This window comes from Sporomusa sp., from assembly GCF_035561155.1.
Taxonomy (GTDB): domain Bacteria; phylum Bacillota; class Negativicutes; order Sporomusales; family Sporomusaceae; genus Sporomusa.
Window position 1 is genome coordinate 17842 of sequence record NZ_DATMYD010000062.1, and the last position, 22258, is coordinate 40099.

17 protein-coding genes, 1 riboswitch and 1 other annotated feature (1 of these 19 cut by a window edge) are annotated in these 22258 nt (G+C 47.5%); of the genes, 9 read left to right on the forward strand and 8 right to left on the reverse strand.

What is annotated here, in order from left to right; all coding sequences use genetic code 11:
- Positions 1 to 111 (reverse strand) — a binding site (T-box leader); it reaches 150 nt to the left of the window's first position.
- Positions 112 to 243: 132 nt separating this feature from the next.
- A complete protein-coding gene (locus VN447_RS07180) occupies positions 244 to 2181 on the forward strand; it encodes a DUF5050 domain-containing protein (RefSeq protein ID WP_325524277.1) in 1938 nt (645 codons plus the stop codon).
- Between the two features lie 42 nt (positions 2182 to 2223).
- Positions 2224 to 3876 (forward strand): serine hydrolase, encoded by a 1653-nt coding sequence (locus VN447_RS07185; protein WP_325524279.1) that lies wholly within the window; start codon positions 2224 to 2226, stop codon positions 3874 to 3876.
- Positions 3877 to 4055: 179 nt separating this feature from the next.
- Here the strand turns inward: VN447_RS07185 and VN447_RS07190 are convergent, their stop codons facing one another.
- The 3 genes from VN447_RS07190 to VN447_RS07200 all read right to left on the reverse strand — a co-directional run bounded on the left by VN447_RS07190 (position 4056) and on the right by VN447_RS07200 (position 8138).
- Entirely contained in the window at positions 4056 to 5750 is a 1695-nt protein-coding gene (locus VN447_RS07190) for a vWA domain-containing protein (RefSeq protein WP_325524281.1), read from the reverse strand.
- Positions 5743 to 7047, reverse strand: coding sequence for an ATP-binding protein (locus VN447_RS07195; protein WP_325524283.1), 1305 nt, complete (start codon positions 7045 to 7047; stop codon positions 5743 to 5745). The genes VN447_RS07190 and VN447_RS07195 overlap by 8 nt, the downstream gene beginning before the upstream one ends.
- A gap of 287 nt (positions 7048 to 7334) precedes the next feature.
- Complete coding sequence (locus VN447_RS07200; RefSeq protein ID WP_325524285.1) at positions 7335 to 8138, reverse strand: DJ-1/PfpI family protein; 804 nt, start codon at positions 8136 to 8138, stop codon at positions 7335 to 7337.
- 305 nt (positions 8139 to 8443) lie between these two features.
- Between VN447_RS07200 and glpT the strand changes: the two genes are divergently transcribed.
- The 3 genes from glpT to VN447_RS07215 all read left to right on the forward strand — a co-directional run bounded on the left by glpT (position 8444) and on the right by VN447_RS07215 (position 10746).
- Positions 8444 to 9778, forward strand: coding sequence for a glycerol-3-phosphate transporter (glpT, locus tag VN447_RS07205; RefSeq protein WP_325524287.1), 1335 nt, complete (start codon positions 8444 to 8446; stop codon positions 9776 to 9778).
- 181 nt (positions 9779 to 9959) lie between these two features.
- Complete coding sequence (locus tag VN447_RS07210; RefSeq protein ID WP_325524289.1) at positions 9960 to 10370, forward strand: hypothetical protein; 411 nt, start codon at positions 9960 to 9962, stop codon at positions 10368 to 10370.
- 223 nt (positions 10371 to 10593) lie between these two features.
- A complete protein-coding gene (locus VN447_RS07215; protein WP_325524291.1) occupies positions 10594 to 10746 on the forward strand; it encodes a hypothetical protein in 153 nt (50 codons plus the stop codon).
- A 73-nt stretch (positions 10747 to 10819) separates the two neighbouring features.
- On the opposite strand, the gene VN447_RS07220 is transcribed toward VN447_RS07215, so the two are convergent.
- Together VN447_RS07220 and VN447_RS07225 are read right to left on the reverse strand one after the other, a co-directional pair.
- Positions 10820 to 12616 (reverse strand): ABC transporter ATP-binding protein, encoded by a 1797-nt coding sequence (locus tag VN447_RS07220; protein WP_325524293.1) that lies wholly within the window; start codon positions 12614 to 12616, stop codon positions 10820 to 10822.
- Positions 12616 to 14337, reverse strand: a complete 1722-nt coding sequence (locus VN447_RS07225; RefSeq protein ID WP_325524295.1) for an ABC transporter ATP-binding protein — start codon at positions 14335 to 14337, stop codon at positions 12616 to 12618. The genes VN447_RS07220 and VN447_RS07225 overlap by 1 nt, the downstream gene beginning before the upstream one ends.
- Before the next feature lie 393 nt (positions 14338 to 14730).
- Positions 14731 to 14814, forward strand: a riboswitch (cyclic di-GMP riboswitch).
- A 143-nt stretch (positions 14815 to 14957) separates the two neighbouring features.
- Here VN447_RS07225 and VN447_RS07230 point away from each other — a divergent pair.
- Positions 14958 to 16037 (forward strand): HD-GYP domain-containing protein, encoded by a 1080-nt coding sequence (locus tag VN447_RS07230; RefSeq protein ID WP_325524297.1) that lies wholly within the window; start codon positions 14958 to 14960, stop codon positions 16035 to 16037.
- Positions 16038 to 16075: 38 nt separating this feature from the next.
- On the opposite strand, the gene VN447_RS07235 is transcribed toward VN447_RS07230, so the two are convergent.
- Positions 16076 to 16615 (reverse strand): peroxiredoxin, encoded by a 540-nt coding sequence (locus VN447_RS07235; protein ID WP_325524298.1) that lies wholly within the window; start codon positions 16613 to 16615, stop codon positions 16076 to 16078.
- 417 nt (positions 16616 to 17032) lie between these two features.
- On the opposite strand from VN447_RS07235, the gene VN447_RS07240 reads away from it, so the two are divergent.
- Positions 17033 to 17491, forward strand: a complete 459-nt coding sequence (locus VN447_RS07240; protein ID WP_325524300.1) for a redoxin domain-containing protein — start codon at positions 17033 to 17035, stop codon at positions 17489 to 17491.
- A 102-nt stretch (positions 17492 to 17593) separates the two neighbouring features.
- Here VN447_RS07240 and VN447_RS07245 read toward each other — a convergent pair whose 3' ends face one another.
- Positions 17594 to 18991, reverse strand: coding sequence for a sodium:solute symporter family protein (locus VN447_RS07245; RefSeq protein WP_325524302.1), 1398 nt, complete (start codon positions 18989 to 18991; stop codon positions 17594 to 17596).
- A 131-nt stretch (positions 18992 to 19122) separates the two neighbouring features.
- Between VN447_RS07245 and VN447_RS07250 the strand changes: the two genes are divergently transcribed.
- Positions 19123 to 20004 carry a LysR family transcriptional regulator gene (locus tag VN447_RS07250; RefSeq protein WP_325524304.1) on the forward strand — a complete coding sequence of 294 codons (882 nt, stop codon included), beginning with the start codon at positions 19123 to 19125 and terminating at the stop codon, positions 20002 to 20004.
- A 320-nt stretch (positions 20005 to 20324) separates the two neighbouring features.
- On the forward strand, positions 20325 to 20810 hold the full coding sequence (locus tag VN447_RS07255; protein ID WP_325524306.1) for a CBO0543 family protein: 486 nt from the start codon (positions 20325 to 20327) through the stop codon (positions 20808 to 20810).
- A 73-nt stretch (positions 20811 to 20883) separates the two neighbouring features.
- On the opposite strand, the gene VN447_RS07260 is transcribed toward VN447_RS07255, so the two are convergent.
- Positions 20884 to 22116, reverse strand: a complete 1233-nt coding sequence (locus VN447_RS07260; RefSeq protein WP_325524307.1) for an LL-diaminopimelate aminotransferase — start codon at positions 22114 to 22116, stop codon at positions 20884 to 20886.
- Positions 22117 to 22258 lie beyond the last annotated feature (142 nt).

Consider the following 22258-nt stretch of genomic DNA (forward strand, 5'->3'; position numbering starts at 1 on the left):
AGGCTGTATCTCCCAGGCCCATTCAACATACCGGACGGCGCCAAACTCTCACTGTCATTGGCTCGCTGCAGCTTCCTGCATATGTTTACTCTTCCTGGTCATCGATGTTGGTTTTATCAGTATTTTGTATATAGCATACCAAGGGATAAACACAAATGTCAATAAGGAAAATGCAGGCAGGTGTTTTTATTTTGAAAGCGAACATTGTTTCTTATCTCCACTAACTTTAAAGAGGTGTAACCCATGCCTGTATGTATGTCTTTCTTTACCCTGCTAGTTGCTATTATGTTGTTATTCTCCCCAGCACAAGCGTCTGCCAGTATGCCAGCGACTCTGCCGGAGTCAGACGCACCGGTAGCGTCTGAGCTAAAGCTCTTCCAGCTAGACTATAAAGATGTTATCGCCATTGCTGTGGAAACACGGCTCCCGGCAGACAGTACAGCCGACCCCCTTACCTATAAACTAGAGCCAACGTACCAGGTAAATCAGCAAAGCGGCTTAGTTGAAGTAACACTGGCTGCACAGCCTACCCTCCCCGAACTAACAGGACAAACTACTTTCACTAAGACTATAGCTTCTCCCCGGTTAAAGCAGTTGACAATCACGGCTACCGCCGCCAACGAACTTAAAATAGCAGCTGCTTATAATAGTCAAACCACTAACGTACAGGTAACAACCGTAAAACGCAAACAGGTAAAACATCCTGACAACACTATCACATTTCGTACATACCTTGTTTTACGCTTTATCAATACCGCCCCCGGCACACCGCCTAAAACCATCGTTCTTGATCCAGGCCATGGCGGCACGGCATTAGGCGCAACCAGTAATTTTCTCTTTGAAAAAGAACTCAATCTTGACATCGCCCTCTTAAGTCGCGATCTATTCACGCAGCACGGCTATGATGTATACATGACCCGCACCAACGATTCCAATCCTAGCCTGCTTGACCGGGCTGATGCCGCGAATATCTTAGATGCTGATGCCCTAATCTCAGTCCATAACAATTCGATGCCTACAGACATGCCTGATGCTGCCAAGAAACTGTACCGGGGCACTACCGCGCTCTACAATTCATCTGCCCCCAAGCCGGCAAAAGAACTGGCTGCCCTCATCGCTGATCAGGTCGCCTGTACACTCCGAATCCCGCAGTACCCACTGCAGGATCGATCAGGCTTGGTTGTACTCAACTCAACCTGGGTTCCGGCTGTAATTGCCGAAATAGCCATGATGCCTCATCCACAAGACGCTAAGATGATTTCACAGCGGGTCTACCGCTTAGAAGCCGCTCAGGCGATCGTTAAGTCAACTGATACCTATTTTAAAATTAAAAGCCCCCCCCTGCCGGCCGGAACTCCTGCTACTGTGACTAACAACAGCCGTGCCGTGTCAGATGCAAACGGCACTCTTTATTACCTTGACTTAGCTGGTGATACCTATGCTAGTGCTGTGGAAAAAATTTACCGTCTTAATCCAGGTGAAAGTACCCCCACTATACTTAACGACGACGAAGCCTGGAACCTAAATATTTCCGGGAAATACTTATACTACAGTAATTGGTCTGATAATCACCGCATCTATAGACTGAGCCTTGACGGCACGGAAAAAACCAAAATAACCGACGCCCCCGCTAACCAAGTAACAGTAGCTGGCGAATGGCTGGTCTATATAAAATGGACCAACAGCCGGTCAGCGCAAGACAATAATATTTATAAAACATCGCTGGACGGCAGTATAACACAAAAAATCAATAGCGACCAATCAGAAAACCTCAGTATTATTGGCGACTGGGTATATTACCTTAATGCCTCTGACGGCTACAAAATGTACAAAGTAAAGCTTGACGGAACCGGCCGCACTAAAATTTGCGACGATCAGGCAGTGTTTATGGCGGCTGCTGGCAACACCCTCTATTATAGTAATTATGATGACGGAGAAAGACTGTATGCGATTGGCACCGATGGCCAGAATCGCGTTAAACTAACCGATGACAAAGCAGGTTTTATTGCCGTTGCCAATGGCACTATCTACTACACCAACACCTCTGCTAATCATGCCCTATATAGTATAAAAGCAGCCACTCAAAACCGGCAGATGATTTGTGATTTGGGTGTGGGACCACTCCCGATTACTATCGTAAATAATACCCTTTACTATAATCGATTGTTTTTTCGGCCTTAAGGCCGATTCTTCAATATTACATTCCCAAGGAGGACCCTTCTCATGTTTTGTACCCGTTTTTCCAAACGCTTGCCGGCAGTGCTGGCAGGCATAACACTGGCAGTAGGCTGCTTGACTCAGCCTGCTATGGCCAATCAGCCAGAGTCGTCACCCGGCTACTTTGCTCTTCAACCGTATAAGCTGCCTGCCAAGCCCACTGCACTTGATAAAAAACTGCTGGCTGCTATGGAGGAGTACAAGGTTGTCGGTCTGTCGGCTACAGTATTTCGCGATAACAAAGTTATATGGAGCGGGGGTTACGGCTGGGCTGACCTCGAGACCGGGCGTACAGTAGCGCCTGATACCTTGTTTAGGATGGCTTCACTATCAAAGATGGTAACAGCTACTGCCCTCATGCAACTTTACGATCAGGGTAAATTCGGTCTTGATGACGATATCAGCAATTACCTTGGGTATCAGGTAAGAAACCCCTTGTATCCTACTGTAAAAATTACATTTCGCCAACTCCTAACTCACACCTCAAGCATTATTGATAGTGGGGCTTATGACACCATCGTCGAATCAACCCCGTCCCTGCTGCAAGAGCTTGATCTCAAAGACATACTTGTCCCCGGGGGACAATATTATAGCTCAGCCACCTTTGCCGATTATGCCCCCGGTTCATGCTTTAGCTATTCCAATTTTGGTACAGGGATCGCCGGTTCGCTTGTTGAGAAAATTTCCGGCATACCCTTTGACAAGTACTGCAGTAAATTCATTTTTAAGCCGCTCAATATGGATGCCAGCTTTGAACCTGCTGACATTAAAAACTGGAAAAACATCGCTACTTTATATAGACCGGACGAACAACTTACTAATTTCCGGCCAACCAAAGACGCTTACGGCGGCGCCAAACCAGCGCCAACGGCAATTACCGCTCCCCTGGGTAGTGCACTCGGCCGCTCTCCTGCCGGCGGACTACGTTCCAGCACGACTGATTTCTCCAAGTTTATGCAAGCCCATATGAACGGCGGCACCTATAACCGTACCCGCATCCTTAAAGCTGATACCGCCGATCTTATGCATAGTATGCAGTGGTTTGGCTACAGCATGGACGGCTTTTATAAACAAAAGGGGTTGAACTTTCACATTACCGATGACTTAGTGCCAGGTAAGCGTTTGGTCGGCCACTCAGGTGAAGCGTACGGTCTTTCAAGTGATGCGTATTATGATCCTGACAGTAAATTTGGTGTAGTATTTATGATGAATGGTGCTAATCTCACTGACGCCAATCCGTATTACAGTGTCGAGAATTCAGTCGCTAAAACCTTATTTGATACCTTTGCCCCTAAAGGCAGTAATAAACCCAGGCAGATAAAGGCTAAAGCAAACGCTGGCTTTATTACTGTCAACGACCGCAAAATATTGCTGCCGGTTCCTGTTGCCATTACGAAATCAGGCAAGTCCCAGAACCTTTTCCTGCCAGCCATCTCTACAGCCGATGCTCTTGCCACCGGTATTAATCAGCAAGGCAACACAGTTACTTTTACATATGGACAAAAAAAAGCAGTCCTAACGGTAGAACAATCCTGGATAACAGTAAACGGCACAACACTTGCGCTGCCGCAGCCCCCCTATAAGCAGAACGGACAGATACTGGTTCCTGTCCGCGAGCTGGCTGATGCTCTTAACATTAATGCAAAGCTAAGCCTATAACAACACAATACTACTTGTCCCCCACCTGCCAGTTTACCTGGCAGGTTTTCTTTTTCTATTATGAACCTATACAACGCGCTAAAGTATTTTGCAGGCGGGTGGTGTGTTGGCAAAAGCGGAAGTCAAGCGCCAGGGTGGAGCGTTGTTAACACACCACCGGCCTGCGCCTGCAAACTTCTTTACTTCAGAATATATAGGCTCTTCATAACCTGTTTTTCAAATTCCGTGAACACGTATAACACGCCGCCAGCCGCAACGGTCAGCTTTTTTAGAAAACCGTCATCAGTGTCAAGTCCAATACACAAAAAACCGTAGTTTGACTGTTTAATCTCACTCGCAGCAGACATCGCCTCAGTCAGCGGATTGGCTGTTTCCTCATATTTGCGGCTGGGTATGCCGTCAGTAATGAGTACCAGCAGCGGTTTTTCAGCCTGCTGTTCCCTAAGATAATCCAATGAGCGCCTTATCCCCAATGCCAAAGGGGTCGCGCCATAAGGCGTAATCGTATCAAAAGCACTAAGCGCTGCCTGCCTGCTGACAGTAAACGGTTTAAGCACCTCTGCCCGGTTATCCTGAAATGTAACCAGGCTAACCCTGCTGCAGCCGCCGCGCATGATTTCCTCGGCCAAGTATTTGGCAGCTGCCAGTCTCGGACCGGCCATACTGCCACTGCTGTCGGTTAGAAGGCAAACATCATAGGTGCGACGCGGGCGGCGAGTCACAAAGCGAAGATCAGCCGGATGAATGCGCAGCCGGCTTTCCCGCCCCTCAGTGATCAGGCGTGATGCGGCCGCCGTAACCGTAGCCGCTACATCAAGCCCGGCTGTACAACAATGGTTATCCCCGGCAATCAACTTCCCGGCTGAAGACTGATAGTGCTGTGTGATCCTGCTATTTTTCGCAGTACTCTGCCTGTTCCTTACGAAGGCGATGGCCTGCTTCAAGCTGTCCGACAGACCTGGTGCGTAAAAGCTGCTATGCTGCGGTGTTGCGTCTGCTGCTCCTTTTAATCCCCGGTCGTAAGGTTTTGCGTAATCCCCAGGATTTTCTTTGATGCTAACAAGCGTCTGACCTGTACAAAAGCTGTTTTCTTGCTTTCGCCCTACTGAAGGAAGCGGCGCGCTGTCCCGGTCAGGCGATGGTGCTTCCATACGGGAACTCATACTAGCTGATGCATTGGATCCCTTATACTGTTGCTCACCTGACGCTTGGCCGGTAAGCAGTGAGTCGGTCTGATCGGTATAGGGGCTAAGGTCGGCCTCACTGTCAGTTGAATCAACACAAGAAATTTGTTCATTACACCTTAGTTCTAAACCGGCGTTAAGTATGGCTGTTTCAACGGCAGCAACGATATAAAATAAACATACACTATGCGCATATGGCAGCTTGATCGCAAGATGAACATGGTTTTCATGGACCCGGCGCAGTGATACCTTCTGCCCGCCTGTCAATGCTCCGGTGATTCGACCGCCGCCGGCCGCAGTCTGGATATCAATCAAATCAGGGCTGACCAGCCCTCTACAGGCTACATCTGCTTGCTCACCTGCCAGCCTATGATAAAATTCCACAGCTTGACACACATACCTGGCGGCAAGTACATGATCAACAGTTCCGCACTGGTGGAAGATATCCAGGTGACAGATAGCGCCGCTGTCTTGACGGTGGTAAAATACCTGCCCTGCATCAGCATTGACCATGATCTGAACATGCTCAGGGCTCTGCGAATTAAAAGCATGTACTTTGGTACTGAGGACAGCGCTTTGCCCCAACCGTACTCCACGCCCTTCCTCAAGAGCTTGTCCCACGACAGCTGCCGGCACGGTCAACCGCACAAAAGGCAGCCGGGCAAGACTAAGGTTCAACCCCTCAGCCATGGGAATGAGTATCCCTGGTTACAAGCTGGTCGTCAGGCAAGCTGGTAATAGGTATGGCAGGCTTAGGCGGAGCAATGATTGTAGTGTCAAGCGGGTCTACTATACGGGTTGTCCCGCTCGATCCACTGCCACTACCACTCCCAGTATGTTCGCCGGTGGGCATATAGGGCCATTTCCCCAGCATGGCGGCTAACCGCATTTTAAAGGCTGTCCAAAGTTCTGTCCAACGGGATACTGTCCGCGCAACAATCGGCATTGTTCCAGCAGCTTGTTGTACCTGATGCTCCTGGTTTTGTAGTAAACCTGTAAGATACGCTATAATCGCGTTAATAGTATCGCTGCTAACCCTGTGCGCCAACGCCAATGGGACCACTTGAACCAAATCGGCCACAGTTGCGTTGGTTCGTCCACTCAGTAGTGCGATCAAACATGCAGCCGTCTCCATAGCCTGAGCCCCGCGTAAGCTCTCCAGCTTGAAGTCTATATAGATTTTTGCCAGTGCTTGCCGGAGCTCCGGGCTTACAGCGCAATCAGCCAAAGTACCCATCAGCCGCCCAGATACTGTTTCAACCGCTAATTGATTGTTTCGTCCGGCCAAAATGTCAACTACAGCCTGGTAATCATCAGGCCGCCCCATTACCACAGTTAAGTCAAACCGGTCGGCAAGCTGTTTTCTAATACGGCTGAGAGGACCCGGATCTTCATCAGGATTGGATGCCGCCCATATACTCACCGAGACCGGCAGTTCCACAACTGGCAAACCGGGCTCTTCAATCTGGATTCGCCCGGGTCTGGTTCCCATGACGTCCAACAATACATCCGCGACTTCGGGCGCAGTATCGGCAAGCCTGTTAATTTCATCAATAAAAATAATGCCCCGATGTGCCTGTGGGATGGTACCCGGCAAAAGTGCCGCCAAAGGATTCACCGGATCTGTTAGCTTGGCAAGGTCAATACTGCCGACAATAGAGCCCACTTTTGCTGCCTGTGATATTTCAAGAAAAGGACGGGGAACCGTCTCTTCCCCGATCGCTTGAATCTCCGCCTGCGACAAATGGCGGTGAAAGGGGCAATGCGGTATCGCAGGATCGCAATTATACAGGCAGTTCTTTATGCGTTTAATCGGCGGCAGCAGTTCCCGCGCCGCCCGGATGATTGTTGTCTTGCCTGTGCCGCGCAGCCCTTCGGCCTGAATATGAAACGGGCGGTCATTTATCAGCGCTGCCACCGACATTTCAACCACCCGGAATAAATCCTGATTACCGCTGTGACGGATAAGCCGATAATACAGACTCATACCACTTCGCCCCCTAGGTTTTTTTCTTATTATGTATTGTTCCCGTGGGGCAGACTTGCATGCAAAAAAAGAGCGAGTCTACCAGCTACCGAGGGTAGTGACCAAAAAATTCGGTCCTTGCGAAAAGGTACGATGAGGTAAACAATAAGGTACTCTTTTTACCACAAAAATACACCTCTCATGTAACATAGTTTTACTATACGACATAAGAGGTGCTTTTTCTTTTCTGTCCCATTTCATGGTGTCAGACTACAAGGTCTATACCTTCTTTAATTATCTTCTGCCCACTAGAACGACGATTCGATTGCGCCTACCGGGCACAGGCCGGCACACGGGCCTATTCCAACACATTTTTCAGGATTGATCTCGTATTGGGTTTCGCTTGCAAAAACCGCATTGTACGGGCAAATTTCGGCACATTTACCGCATTTGATACACTTGTCATTTATCTTACGGGCGACAGGTAGCCCAGCCAATCTTCTTTGTACACTTTTCCAGGCATCTCCATATTCCATGAATTCACAGGCTTTAAAAAACGCCTCTTTTCCAGATACCTTATAGACGATATGCAACGCAGCGTCGATCCCGGCCGATACCCCTGCAGCCGTAATAACGCTGCCGTTATCAACAAACCGGTCACTCTTATTAAGAGTAATAGTGGGTTCAATTGCAAGCAAAGACTCATAACACATATGATGGGTAACCGCAGGCAATCCTGCGAGCAACCCTGCTTTGGCAATAAGTATGGCCCCACTGCATACAGAGAGAGTTATTTCTGCGTTCTTACTCTGTGCCTGTATCCAATTGATTAGATTCGGATTACCCAAAAGTTCCGGCGTCACATTGCCACCAGGGATAACTATGATATCTGCCTGGGGACAATCTGTGAAGCCATATTCGGCTTTAACTACTAAACCAAAAGAAGCATTAACATCGCCTTTACTTTCACTGACTGTAAACACATCATACGGCGCATAAGGAGCATCAAAATTCACAGCAGAAAACACCTCGTAGGGTCCAACAAAATCCATTGGTTCCACACCAGCATACAACAGTATTCCAACTTTTTTGGTTAATCCGGTGCTATCCATTCTCGAAGCCTCCATCATTAATATTCATCCGTGCACGTGATAGTTATATTACACCATACAAACTGCCATTAGAAAAAGAGCCAGATTTCAATGAGCGAGGGAGGCCAGATGTTACAAAATCGCAGTAATAACAGTAAGAAAATTTCCTACTAATAAATCAGATTATTCCCGCTTCTGTGAAAAATACGTTTATGCGATAATGTGAATGAACATATTCATATACATAAAGGGGTGATTGTTTAAAAAGGTTCCAGTAATCTGCGAGTAACTATCGCAGGAGAGTAAGACAGAAAAGGAGTTATATCATGTTTGATTTTATGCAACCGGCACCTCATATCAAGCGCCTGTCTGACGCTGAAATTGCTTCGCAGTACCCCAAGTACCGACTGCAAGTATTTCTTAGTATCTTTTTTGGTTATGCATCCTATTACCTAACCCGTAGCAATTTCCCGCTGGCAGCGCCTCATCTCATCAAACACCTGGGCTTTACGGTCGCCGATATCGGCAACGTACGGGCTGCGCTTGGCCTGGCGTACGGTCTAAGTAAATTTGTTATGGCCACTTGGTCTGACCGATGCAATCCCCGCTATTTTATGGCTATCGGTCTTATTATGTCCGGCATTGTAAATTTTTTCTTCCCTTGGGCTACTACAGTATCCGTAATGTGGGTTCTCATGTTCCTGAACGGCTGGTTCCAAGGCATGGGCTGGCCGCCAAGCGGCCGTACCATGACTCATTGGTTCTCGGTAAGCGAACGTGGCACCAAAATGGCCATCTGGAACTGTGCTCATAACATTGGCGGCGGTCTCATCGCCCCCATTGCGCTGTTTTCTCTCAGCACATATGGATGGCAGGGAATATTCTATGTACCTGGCCTGATCTGTATCCTTTTAGGTTTTGGAGTTATGGCATCGCTACGGGATACACCACAGTCAGTAGGTCTGCCGTCCATTGAGGAATACAAAAATGATTATCCCTATGTCGCTAAAGATGTCGACATCGAAAAAGAACTGACTGTAAAAGAAATCCTCTTTAAGTACGTTTTAAACAACAAATATGTATGGCTGATTGCCATCGCTAATGCCTTCGTATATTGTGTTCGCTACGGTATCCTCGACTGGTCACCAACCTATCTTATGCAGGTCAAAGCAATGTCCTTTAAAAATAGCGGCTGGGGCTATTTACTTTATGAATTTGCCGGTATCCCCGGAACCTTGCTGGCTGGTTGGATGAGTGACAGATTCTTCCACGGCCGCCGTTCCCCTGTCAGCATCATCTTCATGGTAGGTGTACTGATTGCCACCTATATCTACTGGCAAAATCCGGCCGGCAACCCGCTGGTTGATATCATCTGCATGATCTCGATCGGTTTCCTTATCTATGGACCGGTTATGCTAATCGGGGTCAGCGCCCTGGACATGGTACCCAAAAAAGCCTCAGGCACCGCAGCCGGATTTACGGGTTTGTTCGGTTATCTGCTGGGTACAGTAGGCGCTAGCTCCGGCATGGGCTATATAGTAAAAGCCTACGGGTGGAATGCTGGTTTCTATCTGCTAATGGCCTCTAGTATCATAGCAATTTGCTTCCTTGCCTTCACTTGGAACTTCAAACCTACTATTGAAGATAAGAAGGCTGTATAAAGACCCTTATCTTCATTAAAGCCACTAATAAACTCCTTTCAGAATCCTAAAACCCCTTGGTTTAACCGCAACGGCTACAACCAAGGGGCTTTTTGATATTACCGGTTCATACTAGGCTATGTTACAATAAGATCACAATTTAAGGTGCTGCGGAAGTAACAAAACTCTGGAGGTAGGGGATATGATGAATCATAGCATGAGCTATAACATAGTCATCTGGCACAGCAAGAAAATGCCGAATGAGCAGGAAGCCGCAACAATTTATGAAAAAATACTACAGGGCAATCAGGAAGACTTGGAACCATCTAACGATATTGACACTTTTCTAAAGGAACTTCAAGAAAAGTACCCAGCTTTTGAACAACTGCAAAATGACGATATGGAAAAATGCCCTTGGGAAGGCCCTTTCATTACATCGGACTGTTATGTTATTTTGCCATTAAAGAGAGAATGGGGTCAATTAGTAAAAATGCTAGTAAGCAGAGCTCTCAAACATAACCTTATTTACTACGATCCGCAAAACAAGGTAGTGTATCATCCGATTGCTGCATTCTCTTGGTTAAAGAAACTGCGTCAGCATGTAATGCCGTGATCCTGAGCTTGGCTGGTACATAAGTTTCCTTGTCTTTACCCTTATAGTAATAACAAAGGCAAAACACAGGGTTGCCTTTATTTTCGAACAAGCCCTTTGCTTATTGCAAAGGGCATTTTTAACAACAGAAATGTATACTGAATACATTTTATCCATAAAAAGGATAATTGTGACTAATAAAGAATAAATATAAATAGAGAAATATTACAAGGAGGTTTTACCCATGGCAGATATCTTTTACAAATGTGTGGAATGTGGTTGGCTTCTTGAGGCAGCGGAAGGGAAGAAACCAGAGACCTGTGAAAAATGTGGCGGTAAAGCTACAATTGTTTCTGTAGCTCAACAACCAGGACAGTTTGGATGTGTTGGTAAATAAGTATACTATCTTCTTCAGAATGACCCTTTGCTAATTGCAGAGGGTCATTTTTAGCATACACTTCCCATTCACCTCAGGCTTCTTTTCGCCGTGTTTGATTTACAATCCTACCCTTTTGAATTTCGAGAACCATATCCACATCCCGGATGGTATTTAACCGATGCGCGATAATAAACGTGGTCCGTCCCTGCATGATCGTCCGCAAGGCTGCCTGGATATGCCCCTCGGTCCGGGTGTCAATATTGCTGGTAGCTTCATCCAGCACCAAAATAGAGGGATTAGCTAAAATGACCCGGGCAATGGCTAACAGTTGCTTCTGCCCCTGGCTCAGATTGCTGCCATTTTCCATCAACACTGTATCATATCCCTGGGGAAAGCGTTCAATAAAACCTGCCGCATTAGCCTTCGCTGCCGCGGCCGCCACCTCCTGGTCTGATGCTCCCGGCCGGCCATAGCGGATGTTATCCCGGATGGTACCGGAAAACAGGTAGGTATCCTGCAGTACAATACCAAAGCAGCTTCTCACGCTGTCCCTGGTATATTCCCGGATATCGCGGCCGTCAATGGTAATGGCCCCGCCGGTAACATCATAAAACCGGGTTAACAGGTTGACGATGGTAGTTTTGCCGGCACCGGTCGGTCCGATAAATGCAACACTACTGCCAGCCTCGGCAACAAAACTGACCTCATGTAAAATCGGCTGGTCCGGTCGATAGCCAAAAGATACTTTTTCAAAGCTCACCTGTCCCCGGGGCTTGTGCAGCACTACCGCCTGGGGCAGGTCCGGCGGTTCTTCACCGATATCCAACAGCTCTAAAACCCGCTCTGCGCCGGCAACCCCGGAATGGAGCATATTAAAGGTATTGCCCAGGTCATTGAGCGGCCGGACAAACTGGCGGGAGTACCCTAAAAAACTGGCGATAACGCCGACGGTAATCCCCTGGTGCACGGCCAAGATACCGCCTCCGATGGCGATAGCGGCAAAACCCACGTTATTGATCACATTCATGATAGGCATCAAAAAACCGGACCAGATTTGCGCCTTAAGCCCCACCTGGCATAACCGGTCATTGATCTGGTTAAATTCCGCGATGGCTTGGTCTTCATGATTATAGGCCTTAATCACTTCAATGCCGCTGATGGTTTCCTCAGCATGGGCATTTAAACGACCAAGCTGAGCCTGCTGCTCCTTAAATAACTGGCCGGTCTGCCGGGAAATTACCCGGGTCAGCAATACAACGAGTGGCACGGTAATCATTGCCGCCAGCGTAAGCAGCGGACTAAGGCTCAGCATCATGGCCAGCGAACCGAGGATGGCAATAGAACCGCCCATTAACTGGCTGGAAGAATGGGAAACAGTCATGCTCACTTGATCAATATCATTGGTAAACCGGCTCATAACTTCTCCATGACCCTGGGTGTCCAAATATACCAGCGGTACTTTCTGTAGTTTGGCAAACAGTTCCTGGCGCAGGCCAGTCACCAGTCGCTGGGACACCCCCACAATGAGCCAGCCCTGACCGGCGGCCAGCACCGCAGTACCGGTATAGGCAGCCAATAACAGGTAGAGAACTTGCGCCAACTGGTCGGGGGGTTCGCCGCGACCATAGGCGGCCACAGCATCCACCGCCACACCGATAAGATACGGGCCCAATAATGCCAAAGCTGCTTCCAGCAGCACCAGGCCAAAAATAAGGGCCAGTTGACCTTTCTCTTGACTCAGATAACGCCACAGCCTGCCAAGGGTTTTCCAAAAATTCTGCGGTTTGACGACAGTCCCCCGGTTGCCCCGGCCCAGTCTCCTGCTGCCACGGAAGGAGCCGCTATAGGCACTTGGCTTGGGAGTCTCCTGCCGGTTTTGCTCTGTCATCAGCAGCCCTCCTTGCCTAACTGGGATTGGCAGATTTCCCGGTAGACGTCACAGCTTGCCACCAGCTCCTCATGCCGCCCGGCCCCCACCAGTTTTCCCCCATCCAGTACTACAATTTTGTCTGTATCCATTACGGAAGAAATCCGCTGGGCAATAATAAAGCAGGTTAATTCCGCCGTATAGGTTTGCAAGGCTTGTTTGATCCGGGCCTCGGTGCCTAGGTCCACCGCGCTGGTGGAATCATCCAGAATTAGAATGGCTGGTTTGCGCACCACCGCCCGGGCAATAGCCAGCCGTTGTTTTTGACCGCCGGATAAATTTACACCGCCCTGCCCGATCCGGGTTTCATAGCCTTCCGGAAAATCAACGATGAAATCATGGGCTTGAGCGATACGGGCCGCAGCTTCAATTTCTGCCTGGGTTGCCCCCGCTTTTCCCCAGCGGAGGTTATCTAGTATACTCCCGGAAAATAAAAGAGCCTTCTGAGGAACAATCGCCATCCTTTCCCGCAGCCTCCGGGGGTCCAGCCTGCGGATATCCTGCCCGTCCAGCTTCACCACCCCGGCAGTAGGTTCATATAAACGGGGAATCAATTGAACCAGACTGCTTTTCCCCGCGCCTGTCGGCCCAATGATACCTATTGTTTCTCCCGGCAAACAGGTCAATGAAATATTGTCGAGAACAAGTGCCGACCCGTCATAGGCGAAGGAAACCCCTTCAAAGTCAATCCTGCCCTGAAAAGAGCCAGGTTGTTCCTCCCCTGTATCCTCATCCGGAACCCCTTCTGCCGCTAATACTTCACCGATGCGCCGGGACGAAACCCGGGCCCGGACAAATACATTGAAAACCAGAGAAATAATGACCAGGGCGTATAAAATTTGCGTCATATAATTAATAAAGGCAATAATATGGCCAACCTGCATCTGACCGTTGTGAACCCCGCTGCCACCCAGCCAGAGGACGGCCACGATTCCCAGATTCATAGTCAGGGCGATACTGGGCCCGAAAACAGTCATCGTCCGCATAGCGGTAACTGACCGCTCCTGAAAGCTGGTATTTACGTCCCTGAACTTAGTTTGCTCATAGACAAAACGGTTAAAAGCCCTTACCACCCTGACCCCGGCAATCGTCTCTCGCACCGCCCGGTTCATCCGGTCTAACGCCTCCTGAACCTGCAGAAACAAGGGATAGCCCACCCGCATATTGATAAAAATCAGCAACCCCACCACCGGTACGACGATGGCCAGCACACTGCCCAGGCGGGGGTTTAAGCTGACCGCCATAATCAGACCACCGATACCAAGGAGAGGAGCCTTCAGAGAGATCCGCATCATGCCATTCACCAGAGACTGGATCTGAGTTACATCATTGGTCAACCGGGTTACCAGGGCAGCCCTGTCGAACTTGTCAACCACTGCAAATGGCAGTGTCTGAATCTTTTCATATACCTGGCTTCTCAGCTCTGTGCCCACCCGTTGGGAGACTGTGCTGGAAATAATATTGCGGGCGGTAGCCGCCAAGGCCCCTATCGCCGTAACCAGCAACATGACCCCGCCCAAATAAAGTACATAATCAATGTCCCGGTTGGCCACCCCGATATCGATAATGCTGGCCATAATAGTCGGCTGCAGCAAATCGCACAATGCCTCCAGCATCACAAACAAGGCCGCCCCAGCAAAATGCTTCCAGTGTTTTTGCCAGTAACTCTGCCAATACTTCATGCCAATGCCCCTTAGAAGAATTGTTGTATTATATTATTATAGCACAAAGATTTTTACTCGTTTTTGAACAGCCTGGGGTTTATCCACAAGCAAGAAGGTATAGATCAATAATCTATACTTCTTATAATCTTCCGTGCACGTAATAGTTATATTACACCATGTAAACTGCTATTAAAAAAGAGCCAGATTTCAATGAGTCCAAGGAGGCCAGCTATTTCAGAAGGGGGGAACCTGAATGCAAAAGAACCTTAGAACCTCTGCCTATTTCAATTGGCAGGGCCAACTAATCACCAGCCGCTCCATTCTCCTATCGTATTTTGTCGAATTAATTAATTTCTTGACAAATTTATAATATAAGTACTAAGATATAAAGTAACACCAATTTACAAAAAAGCTAATAGTTGGCAAACTTATCGAAAGGTAAGGACGCAAAGCTATGGGTCTAAGGACATCGTCTATGACTGCCAGGTTGCAATTTAATTGTAATTCGTTTATGGCATCAGTCTGTCCGCAGATTGATGCTATTTTAATTTATGTGAAAAAGCGGTTACAGGCGAAGTGATATGCTGAAAGAGTATTCCATCCTTTTACTATAGCTTATAAATAAGAGAGGCGGGCCTATGCAAAAAGTTTCTGTCAAAAATTTAACCGAAGGAATGACTACATACACACGCCTGTGCACTGCAGACGGTCGGGTGCTGTTGGGCAGCAGTATCCGTCTGAGTTCGAGTTATATCAAAAAAATACAGAATTTTGGAGTTCTCAATTTATTTGTAACTAACCCAATTATTGAACGCATTGGCTTAGTCTATGAGGAAACTCTGCCTGAAGATAAAAGAACGGAAGCGATCAGCATCCTGAAAACCTCTTTTGACAATGCCAAAGAGGGAAAACTCATTGATGTACACAGTATTTACATTATGGCAAAGACAATCATTGAAACAGTAAGAAGCAACCAGCTCATCCGGTTGGATACGACAGTCACCCCTGACGATTATGTTTACAGCCATTGTATAAATGTGGCGGCACTGGCCGCGGTTATCGCCAGTGATATGGAATATAGCTCAGCGAAAATGCACGAACTTGTTATGGGCGCCTTACTGCACGATATCGGCAAAGTTCTGGACAATGGCAGTGCCAGCGATGAGGACCATCCGAGAAAAGGCTTTGAATATGCCCGAAAACTCCGGGACTATTCCATCGTTGCGAGTCATGTGATATTTCAACATCATGAGAAGATTGACGGAACAGGTTATCCCCGGGGGCTCAGCGGGGATCAGATACATGAATATGCCAGAATTACGGCAGTGGCAGACGCCTATGACACCATCGTGTCCGATTTTCAAAAAGGGCCGGCACTTTTGCCGCATCAGGCCTATGAAGCAATCATGTCTATGAGTGGAACTTATTTGGACAAAGAAATTGCCGATATATTCTTAGCCAAAGCACCGCTATATCCGCTGGGCACGTTTGTTGTCCTTGACAGCGGCTTTATCGGCGTAGTCACCGAAGCCAGGCCAAAACTGCAGGCAAGACCGACAGTAACGCTTATTACCGATGCACAGGGAATATTCCAGGATGAATGGATAGAAATTGAATTAACAAAGAACTTAACGAGCTTCATTAATTATGTGATGTCGGAGAAAGAAGTAATCGATCTGACAAAACTATATGAAAACAGGTCCTCTCACCGCAAGTAGTGGTAAGAGGACCTGTTTATTGTGAGGGCCTGTATGTATTAGAGAGTTTTATCGCCGGGGTGCCAGTCAATGGGGCACAGACCGCCGGTTTGCAGGGCACTCAGTACCCGTATCACTTCCTCTACGCTGCGTCCCACGTTCAAATCACTGACAACCTGATAGCGGAGTATGCCTTCCGGATCGATGATAAACAGACCTCTGAGGGCAATTCCTTCCTCTTCAATCAGAACACCGTAATCACGGGATACCCGCTTGGTAATATCAGAAGCCAGCGGATAGTTAAGATAACCGCCCAAACCGCCGTCCCCCCGGGAAGCCTTGATCCAGGCCCGGTGCGAATACACGCTGTCAGTGCTCACACCAAGTACTGAGGCCCCCAGACTTTCAAATTCAGCCAGCCTTGTGTTAAAGCCCAAAATTTCAGTTGGGCAAACAAAGGTAAAGTCAAGCGGATAAAAGAACAACACCAGCCATTTCCCCTGGAAATCCTCCAGTTTGGCAACCTGGTCAAGGGTTTCCATGTTATAGGTAGTTGTCATAGCAAAACCGGGGGCTTTTTGACCAATTTTAACAGACATACACTCACGCGCCCTTCATTGATAATGTTTATTAGTTAAATAATATTATTAATTTCCAGTTTTGTCAATTGCTTCTTCAACTATTTTAACCGGTATCCCGGCGACAAATACGCTCGCTCGCACACCTGTCGTAGCTGACGCTGCTGGCTCTGTTCTGTTGTTGCCTGAGGACTGGGATATTGGGCAGTTATTGGTAGATCGATCAAACCGAACGGTTATTATTTTTTTTAAAAAAGGTAGTAATGAGCGCAGGAAAATTTAGGTTATCGTAGAATTATTATTAAATAAGATTAAATCATCCACAATATGATGATATTTAATCAAGATTTGTTGGATAAAGTCAAAGAAATGCTGTTACTTAACGAAATAAAGAATTTAGCGAGAAAAAAGAATATAATACACAGGAGGCTAGATACTATGAAACAGATTACTGTAGGTGATTATGCGCCCGACTTTGTGCTCAAAGACAATCGTGGTCAGGAAGTGCGATTATCTGACTACCGGGGAAAAAAGGTATTGTTATCCTGGCACCCGCTTGCCTGGACTAGAGTTTGCGCCGAGCAGATGAAATCTCTGGAGGCTAATCATGAAGAAATGGAAAAATATAATACAGTGCCGTTAGGGTTAAGTGTTGATTCTTATCCGAGCAAAAACGCGTGGGCTAAGGAACTTGAGATTACCCGGACCAAACTTCCTGCCGACTTCTGGCCGCATGGCGAAGTCGCACAGACATATGGGCTGTTTCGCGATGCTGAAGGGTTTTCCGAACGAGCCAATGTCCTGATTGACGAAGCAGGAAAAGTACTTTGGGTAAAGGTGTATCCGATTCCCGAACTACCGGATATCAACGAGGTGCTTGCCGAGATTAGGCGTTAACTATAATTTAATGTTTTGTACGAAAGAAGACCTGGAATGTAACCATTCCAGGTCTTCTTCGTTTTGGGGTCACATTAACTTAATGCAGGTAGTCACTACGCCTCACTCAAGCGCCTGCTTCCTTTGTACAAACCAAGAAAAAGAACTCCCAATCAAAATAATTAACAAGCTTGCTGCCATGCCGGTGTACAGCGGATTGACAGAAAGCGATAAAAGGGAATAGCCGGTAATAGCGAACAGCGTACTCAGTACCATCGAGGAAATCGCCCATTTTTTCTTTAAAGCGCCTGGCAGGAACACTGCCAGCGTTAACGGTAAAAATACGCCTGCACCACGCAACGCCATCGACAAATAGTTCCAGCTGAGCACAAATGACTGCAGGTTAGCCAGTGCTGTCAGCATGGCGCAAAACGCCACCACAACAATGGTGGTTCGATTGATCCATAGTAAGCTGCGGCTGTCGCTAACACCAAGTACCCCATGGAAGATATCACGTGCAACCATAGTGGCAATTCCTAGCAAAAGACCAGCAATCGAGCCCACGACCGAGATTAAGAGCCCGGCAAGACCAATACCACCAAACCAGGCCGGCATATGATTCAGCATATACATTGGCAGCGCATCAATCGGCAAAATATCAGGATAATTGACCCGCATGAACATGCCAACCGCGACAGACGGCAATCCCACCGGAATGGTTATCACTGCCGCCGTACACGTTCCAATTAGAGCGGTCTGCGAATCACGCGCCGCAAATATCGCCTGAATATAAGTCTGGGTACAGACAATACCGACAACAAGCGAGAATACATTGCCAAGACCACCCCACACATCAGCCCCAAACAGGCTGAACCACGTAGGTGAGGGAAAAGCTGTCTCGAGGCTAGGCAATTGCTGCAAAGACTGAAAAGCACACCAGCCTGCGGAAAACAATGTTACATAGATGATAGCCACCTTCATCAGACCGGATAGGCCTGTTCCCTGCATACCACCCCAAAAAACATAAGCCGCAACCAGAAAAACGGTAACAACCGCCGCTTGCCATGATGCAAAACCAAAAAGGGTTGTTAACAAATGAATCCCCGACAAACTACTTGCCACTATGCTGAAGAAGATCCCAACTGACGAAATAACGCTGGTCAAAGGTCCCATCGGCCGGCCATAGTTCAGGACAAGATACTGGGAAATGGTTTCAAGCCCCGTATTGCGCAGCGGGCTCGCATAGAAAATTCCCATCACCAGAAAGCCGATACCAGACCCAAGCGTAAACCACCAGGCTGATAAACCTGCTGAATACGCAAGCTGCGTCGTGCCGATGGTAGCGGCACCGCCAATGATTGTACCGGCAATCGTTCCCGAAACGATAGCTGGCCCTGCCGAACGTCCGCCGAGAGTGAACGATTCTGCTGACTTTACCCGGCGCGCCGAATAGATGCCAATCGCAAAAACTATTATTATCGTGGCCAAAAAGCCAAACAAATGTACAGAACTAAAATTCATGCAAACCCCTCCGAAAAATACCGTTGACTAAAGGCACAGTTCTTGCGTATGATTGTAACAAGTCTACTACCATACGTAAAATACTAAATATAGTCACTTACTATACCTTTCAGGTATGCCGGAGGGTTATCATGAATATCCAAGACATGCAGTACTTCCTGGCCATTGTCGAAGAGGGAAGTATAACCGCAGCTGCCAAACGCCTGCATATCGCGCAGCCACCGCTCAGCAGGCAAATGAAACAACTGGAAACACAGCTTGGCGTTCAATTATTCGAACGCGGCAGACGCAGAATAAAAGTAACCGAAGCCGGTAATCTGCTGCGGCACCGGGCTGAGCAGATACTGGAACTGACGACTAGCACAATCAAAGAATTAAAAGAGTTCGAGACAGGGCTGCGTGGCACCCTGTCAATTGGTGCTGTTACCTCCTCCTGGGTCACACTTTTGCCTGATCTTATCCGGGTATTCCAGGACCGCTACCCCCATGTGCTGTTCCGTTTGCGGGAAGGAGAAAGCCGCCGCATCACCGAACTCCTCGACAAAGGTATTGTCGACATCGGCATGGTACGGGTTCCGTTTGATACTGAGATCTATGAATCCATTGAACTACCACACGAACCCCTTGTCATTGCCTTCAAAGCAGGGCATAGAAATAGCTTTGACGGCGACTCACCCGAGGTCAACCTAGCAGAGTTGACAGGTAAGCCACTAATGATTCATCGCAAATACGAAAAAATGCTGACAGAGAACTGCCACCAAGTAGGTTTTACGCCTGAGATTCTTTGCGAAAGCGACGATGTTCTGCCCCTGTTAGCTTGGGCCGCCGCCGATATCGGCATTGCAGTAGTACCGCGCTCGGCAGTCAGCCTTGTTCCAAACACCAACCTAGTCACCAAAACCATTGTTAATCCTTCGCTCAAAACAGCAGCCGCCCTCATCTGGGTTCGCAATCGTTTTCTCTCGACAACGGCGCGCCACTTTTTATCGTTATTTGCTTCCATGAAGGTGTGAGGTACAGCATCAGAATACCCTATTCAAAAAAAGTGAGATTACCGCGTTCACGTGGCAATCTCACTTTTTCATTTTTAATAGGCTTACCTTGATTTTAATCCGTTCAATAGCTTCCTGGGTACTTTCCTGGCTGCCGAAGGCGGTAAGACGGTCGGTATTGGAGGCATAGGTTGCTGTACTTTCTTGTTTGAAAATAATACTGTCGGATAAACTATTACAGTATAAAAAATCAGCCAGAAAGGCGTAATAGAAATGGAGAACTAGCTAATGAATCATGGAAGCAGCAGAACCGTCCCCGTGCTTCGACGGAGGGCTGGGTCATGAGCTTTAGTGTAGAACAAATCATTATTTTCATATCAGCAGTGATTACTCTGTTGCTGCTGGTTTTCGCTGTAAATTGGCGGTATTTCCGGGATTGGATCGTCGTTTTCTTATTTAAAAGCATGCTTGATATGATAGTAGGCAGTCCGGTCGTTGAGCTGAAGCTTTTGGAGTATCCTGTGCGACTGTTGCCTAAATATTATGATACAAGTATATTATTCGAGTTATGGGTATTCCCCGTCCTGTGCATTTTGTATAACCAAGTCACAAGGGAGCGAGGTTTCTGGCCGATAATCTATTATGCCTTACTATTCAGCGCAGGCATTACCGCGATAGAATATCCGCTTGAGGTTTATACCGATTTGATTCATTACATACATTGGACCTGGTTAACTACTTTTTGTACGTTAACGCTTACATTTTTAGCATCCAGGATCTTTATTGCATTTTTTCGGTGGGGCTGTAACCATTTTGGTCAGAAATAGATCATAGGTAAACTAGCCTTGCATTCAAAAGGGAGATTGCCGCAAATTGTGTGGCAATCTCCCTTTTTATTATCTATAAGCTTAACTTGATTTTAATACGTTCAATGGCTTCCTTGGTACTTTCCTGGCTGCCGAAGGCGGTAAGACGGAAGTAACCCTCTCCGGCCGGGCCGAAACCGGCACCGGGGGTACCGACAATGTGGGCATCTGTTAAGAGTTTGTCAAAGAAGGACCAGGAGTCATAGCCTTGCGGTGTTTTAAGCCAGATATACGGCGCGTTGACACCGCCAAAAACGTCCAGACCAATGCTCTTTAAGCCTTCGCGGATGGTCTTGGCGTTAGCCATGTAGTAGTTGATCAGTTCTTTGATCTGCTGCTGGCCTTCCGGTGTGTATACAGCCTCAGCACCTTTTTGAATAATGTAGGGTACACCATTAAACTTAGTGGTCTGACGACGGTTCCACAGTTTGTTTAGAGAATACTGACTGCCATCAGCAGTGAACGCCATAACGGTTTTCGGCACTACGGTAAAGGCGCAGCGTGTGCCTGTAAAGCCGGCATTCTTAGAGAAGGTTCTAAACTCAATGGCAACATCCTTGGCGCCTTCAATTTCATAAATGCTATGCGGTACACCCGGTTCCTGAATGTAGGCCTCATAGGCGGCATCATAGAGAATGATAGAACCGTTGGCCTTTGCATAATCAACCCATTTTTTCAGTTCTTCTTTGGACAGCGTGGTGCCTGTCGGGTTGTTGGGATAGCAGAGATAGATGATATCTACTTTTTCTTCAGGCAGCGCCGGTGTAAAGTTGTTCTCGGCATTGCAGGTGAGATAGGTAACACCGGTAAATTTGCCGCCGCTGATCTGACCGGTACGGCCAGCCATCACGTTGGTATCAAGGTACACAGGATATACCGGGTCAGTAATGGCTACTTTGTTATCAACACCGAAAATCTCCTGGATATTACCGACATCACTCTTGGAACCGTCGCTTACAAATACTTCGTCTACATCCAGTTTTACGCCCAGTGTTTCATAGTCAGTTTTAATAATTTTTTCAATCAAGAAGGCATAGCCTTGCTCCGGGCCATAGCCGCGGAAGGTCTTGGCGTCAGCCATTTCATCGACAGCTGCATGCAGACCTTTAATTACAGCCTCAGGCAAGGGTTTGGTTACATCACCAATACCAAGTCTGATGATATTTGCGTTAGGATTGTCGTCTTTAAATTTGGTTACACGCTTTGCTATTTCAGCAAATAAATAGCTTCCAGGCAGCTTTAGATAATTTTCGTTAATTAGGGCCATGCTTTGAGACTCCTCTCTGGTTTGAATAATTTGGCAGATTTTTAATTGTTCCCCAAAATACTAGGGTCAATGCAGCTAGCAGGTAGTAACTGATATTTGGTATTATATTCTGCTAGATATATATTTTTCCTTCATCTTATGT

What these genes read in the sequence shown, in the direction of transcription:
- VN447_RS07180 (WP_325524277.1), top strand. Translation starts at nt 244, where the DNA reads ATGCCTGTATGTATGTCTTTCTTTACCCTGCTAGTTGCTATTATGTTG.
- VN447_RS07185 (WP_325524279.1), top strand. Translation starts at nt 2,224, where the DNA reads ATGTTTTGTACCCGTTTTTCCAAACGCTTGCCGGCAGTGCTGGCAGGC.
- VN447_RS07190 (WP_325524281.1), bottom strand. Translation starts at nt 5,750, where the DNA reads ATGGCTGAGGGGTTGAACCTTAGTCTTGCCCGGCTGCCTTTTGTGCGG.
- VN447_RS07195 (WP_325524283.1), bottom strand. Translation starts at nt 7,047, where the DNA reads ATGAGTCTGTATTATCGGCTTATCCGTCACAGCGGTAATCAGGATTTA.
- VN447_RS07200 (WP_325524285.1), bottom strand. Translation starts at nt 8,138, where the DNA reads ATGGATAGCACCGGATTAACCAAAAAAGTTGGAATACTGTTGTATGCT.
- glpT (WP_325524287.1), top strand. Translation starts at nt 8,444, where the DNA reads ATGTTTGATTTTATGCAACCGGCACCTCATATCAAGCGCCTGTCTGAC.
- VN447_RS07210 (WP_325524289.1), top strand. Translation starts at nt 9,960, where the DNA reads ATGATGAATCATAGCATGAGCTATAACATAGTCATCTGGCACAGCAAG.
- VN447_RS07215 (WP_325524291.1), top strand. Translation starts at nt 10,594, where the DNA reads ATGGCAGATATCTTTTACAAATGTGTGGAATGTGGTTGGCTTCTTGAG.
- VN447_RS07220 (WP_325524293.1), bottom strand. Translation starts at nt 12,616, where the DNA reads ATGACAGAGCAAAACCGGCAGGAGACTCCCAAGCCAAGTGCCTATAGC.
- VN447_RS07225 (WP_325524295.1), bottom strand. Translation starts at nt 14,337, where the DNA reads ATGAAGTATTGGCAGAGTTACTGGCAAAAACACTGGAAGCATTTTGCT.
- VN447_RS07230 (WP_325524297.1), top strand. Translation starts at nt 14,958, where the DNA reads ATGCAAAAAGTTTCTGTCAAAAATTTAACCGAAGGAATGACTACATAC.
- VN447_RS07235 (WP_325524298.1), bottom strand. Translation starts at nt 16,615, where the DNA reads ATGTCTGTTAAAATTGGTCAAAAAGCCCCCGGTTTTGCTATGACAACT.
- VN447_RS07240 (WP_325524300.1), top strand. Translation starts at nt 17,033, where the DNA reads ATGAAACAGATTACTGTAGGTGATTATGCGCCCGACTTTGTGCTCAAA.
- VN447_RS07245 (WP_325524302.1), bottom strand. Translation starts at nt 18,991, where the DNA reads ATGAATTTTAGTTCTGTACATTTGTTTGGCTTTTTGGCCACGATAATA.
- VN447_RS07250 (WP_325524304.1), top strand. Translation starts at nt 19,123, where the DNA reads ATGAATATCCAAGACATGCAGTACTTCCTGGCCATTGTCGAAGAGGGA.
- VN447_RS07255 (WP_325524306.1), top strand. Translation starts at nt 20,325, where the DNA reads ATGAGCTTTAGTGTAGAACAAATCATTATTTTCATATCAGCAGTGATT.
- VN447_RS07260 (WP_325524307.1), bottom strand. Translation starts at nt 22,116, where the DNA reads ATGGCCCTAATTAACGAAAATTATCTAAAGCTGCCTGGAAGCTATTTA.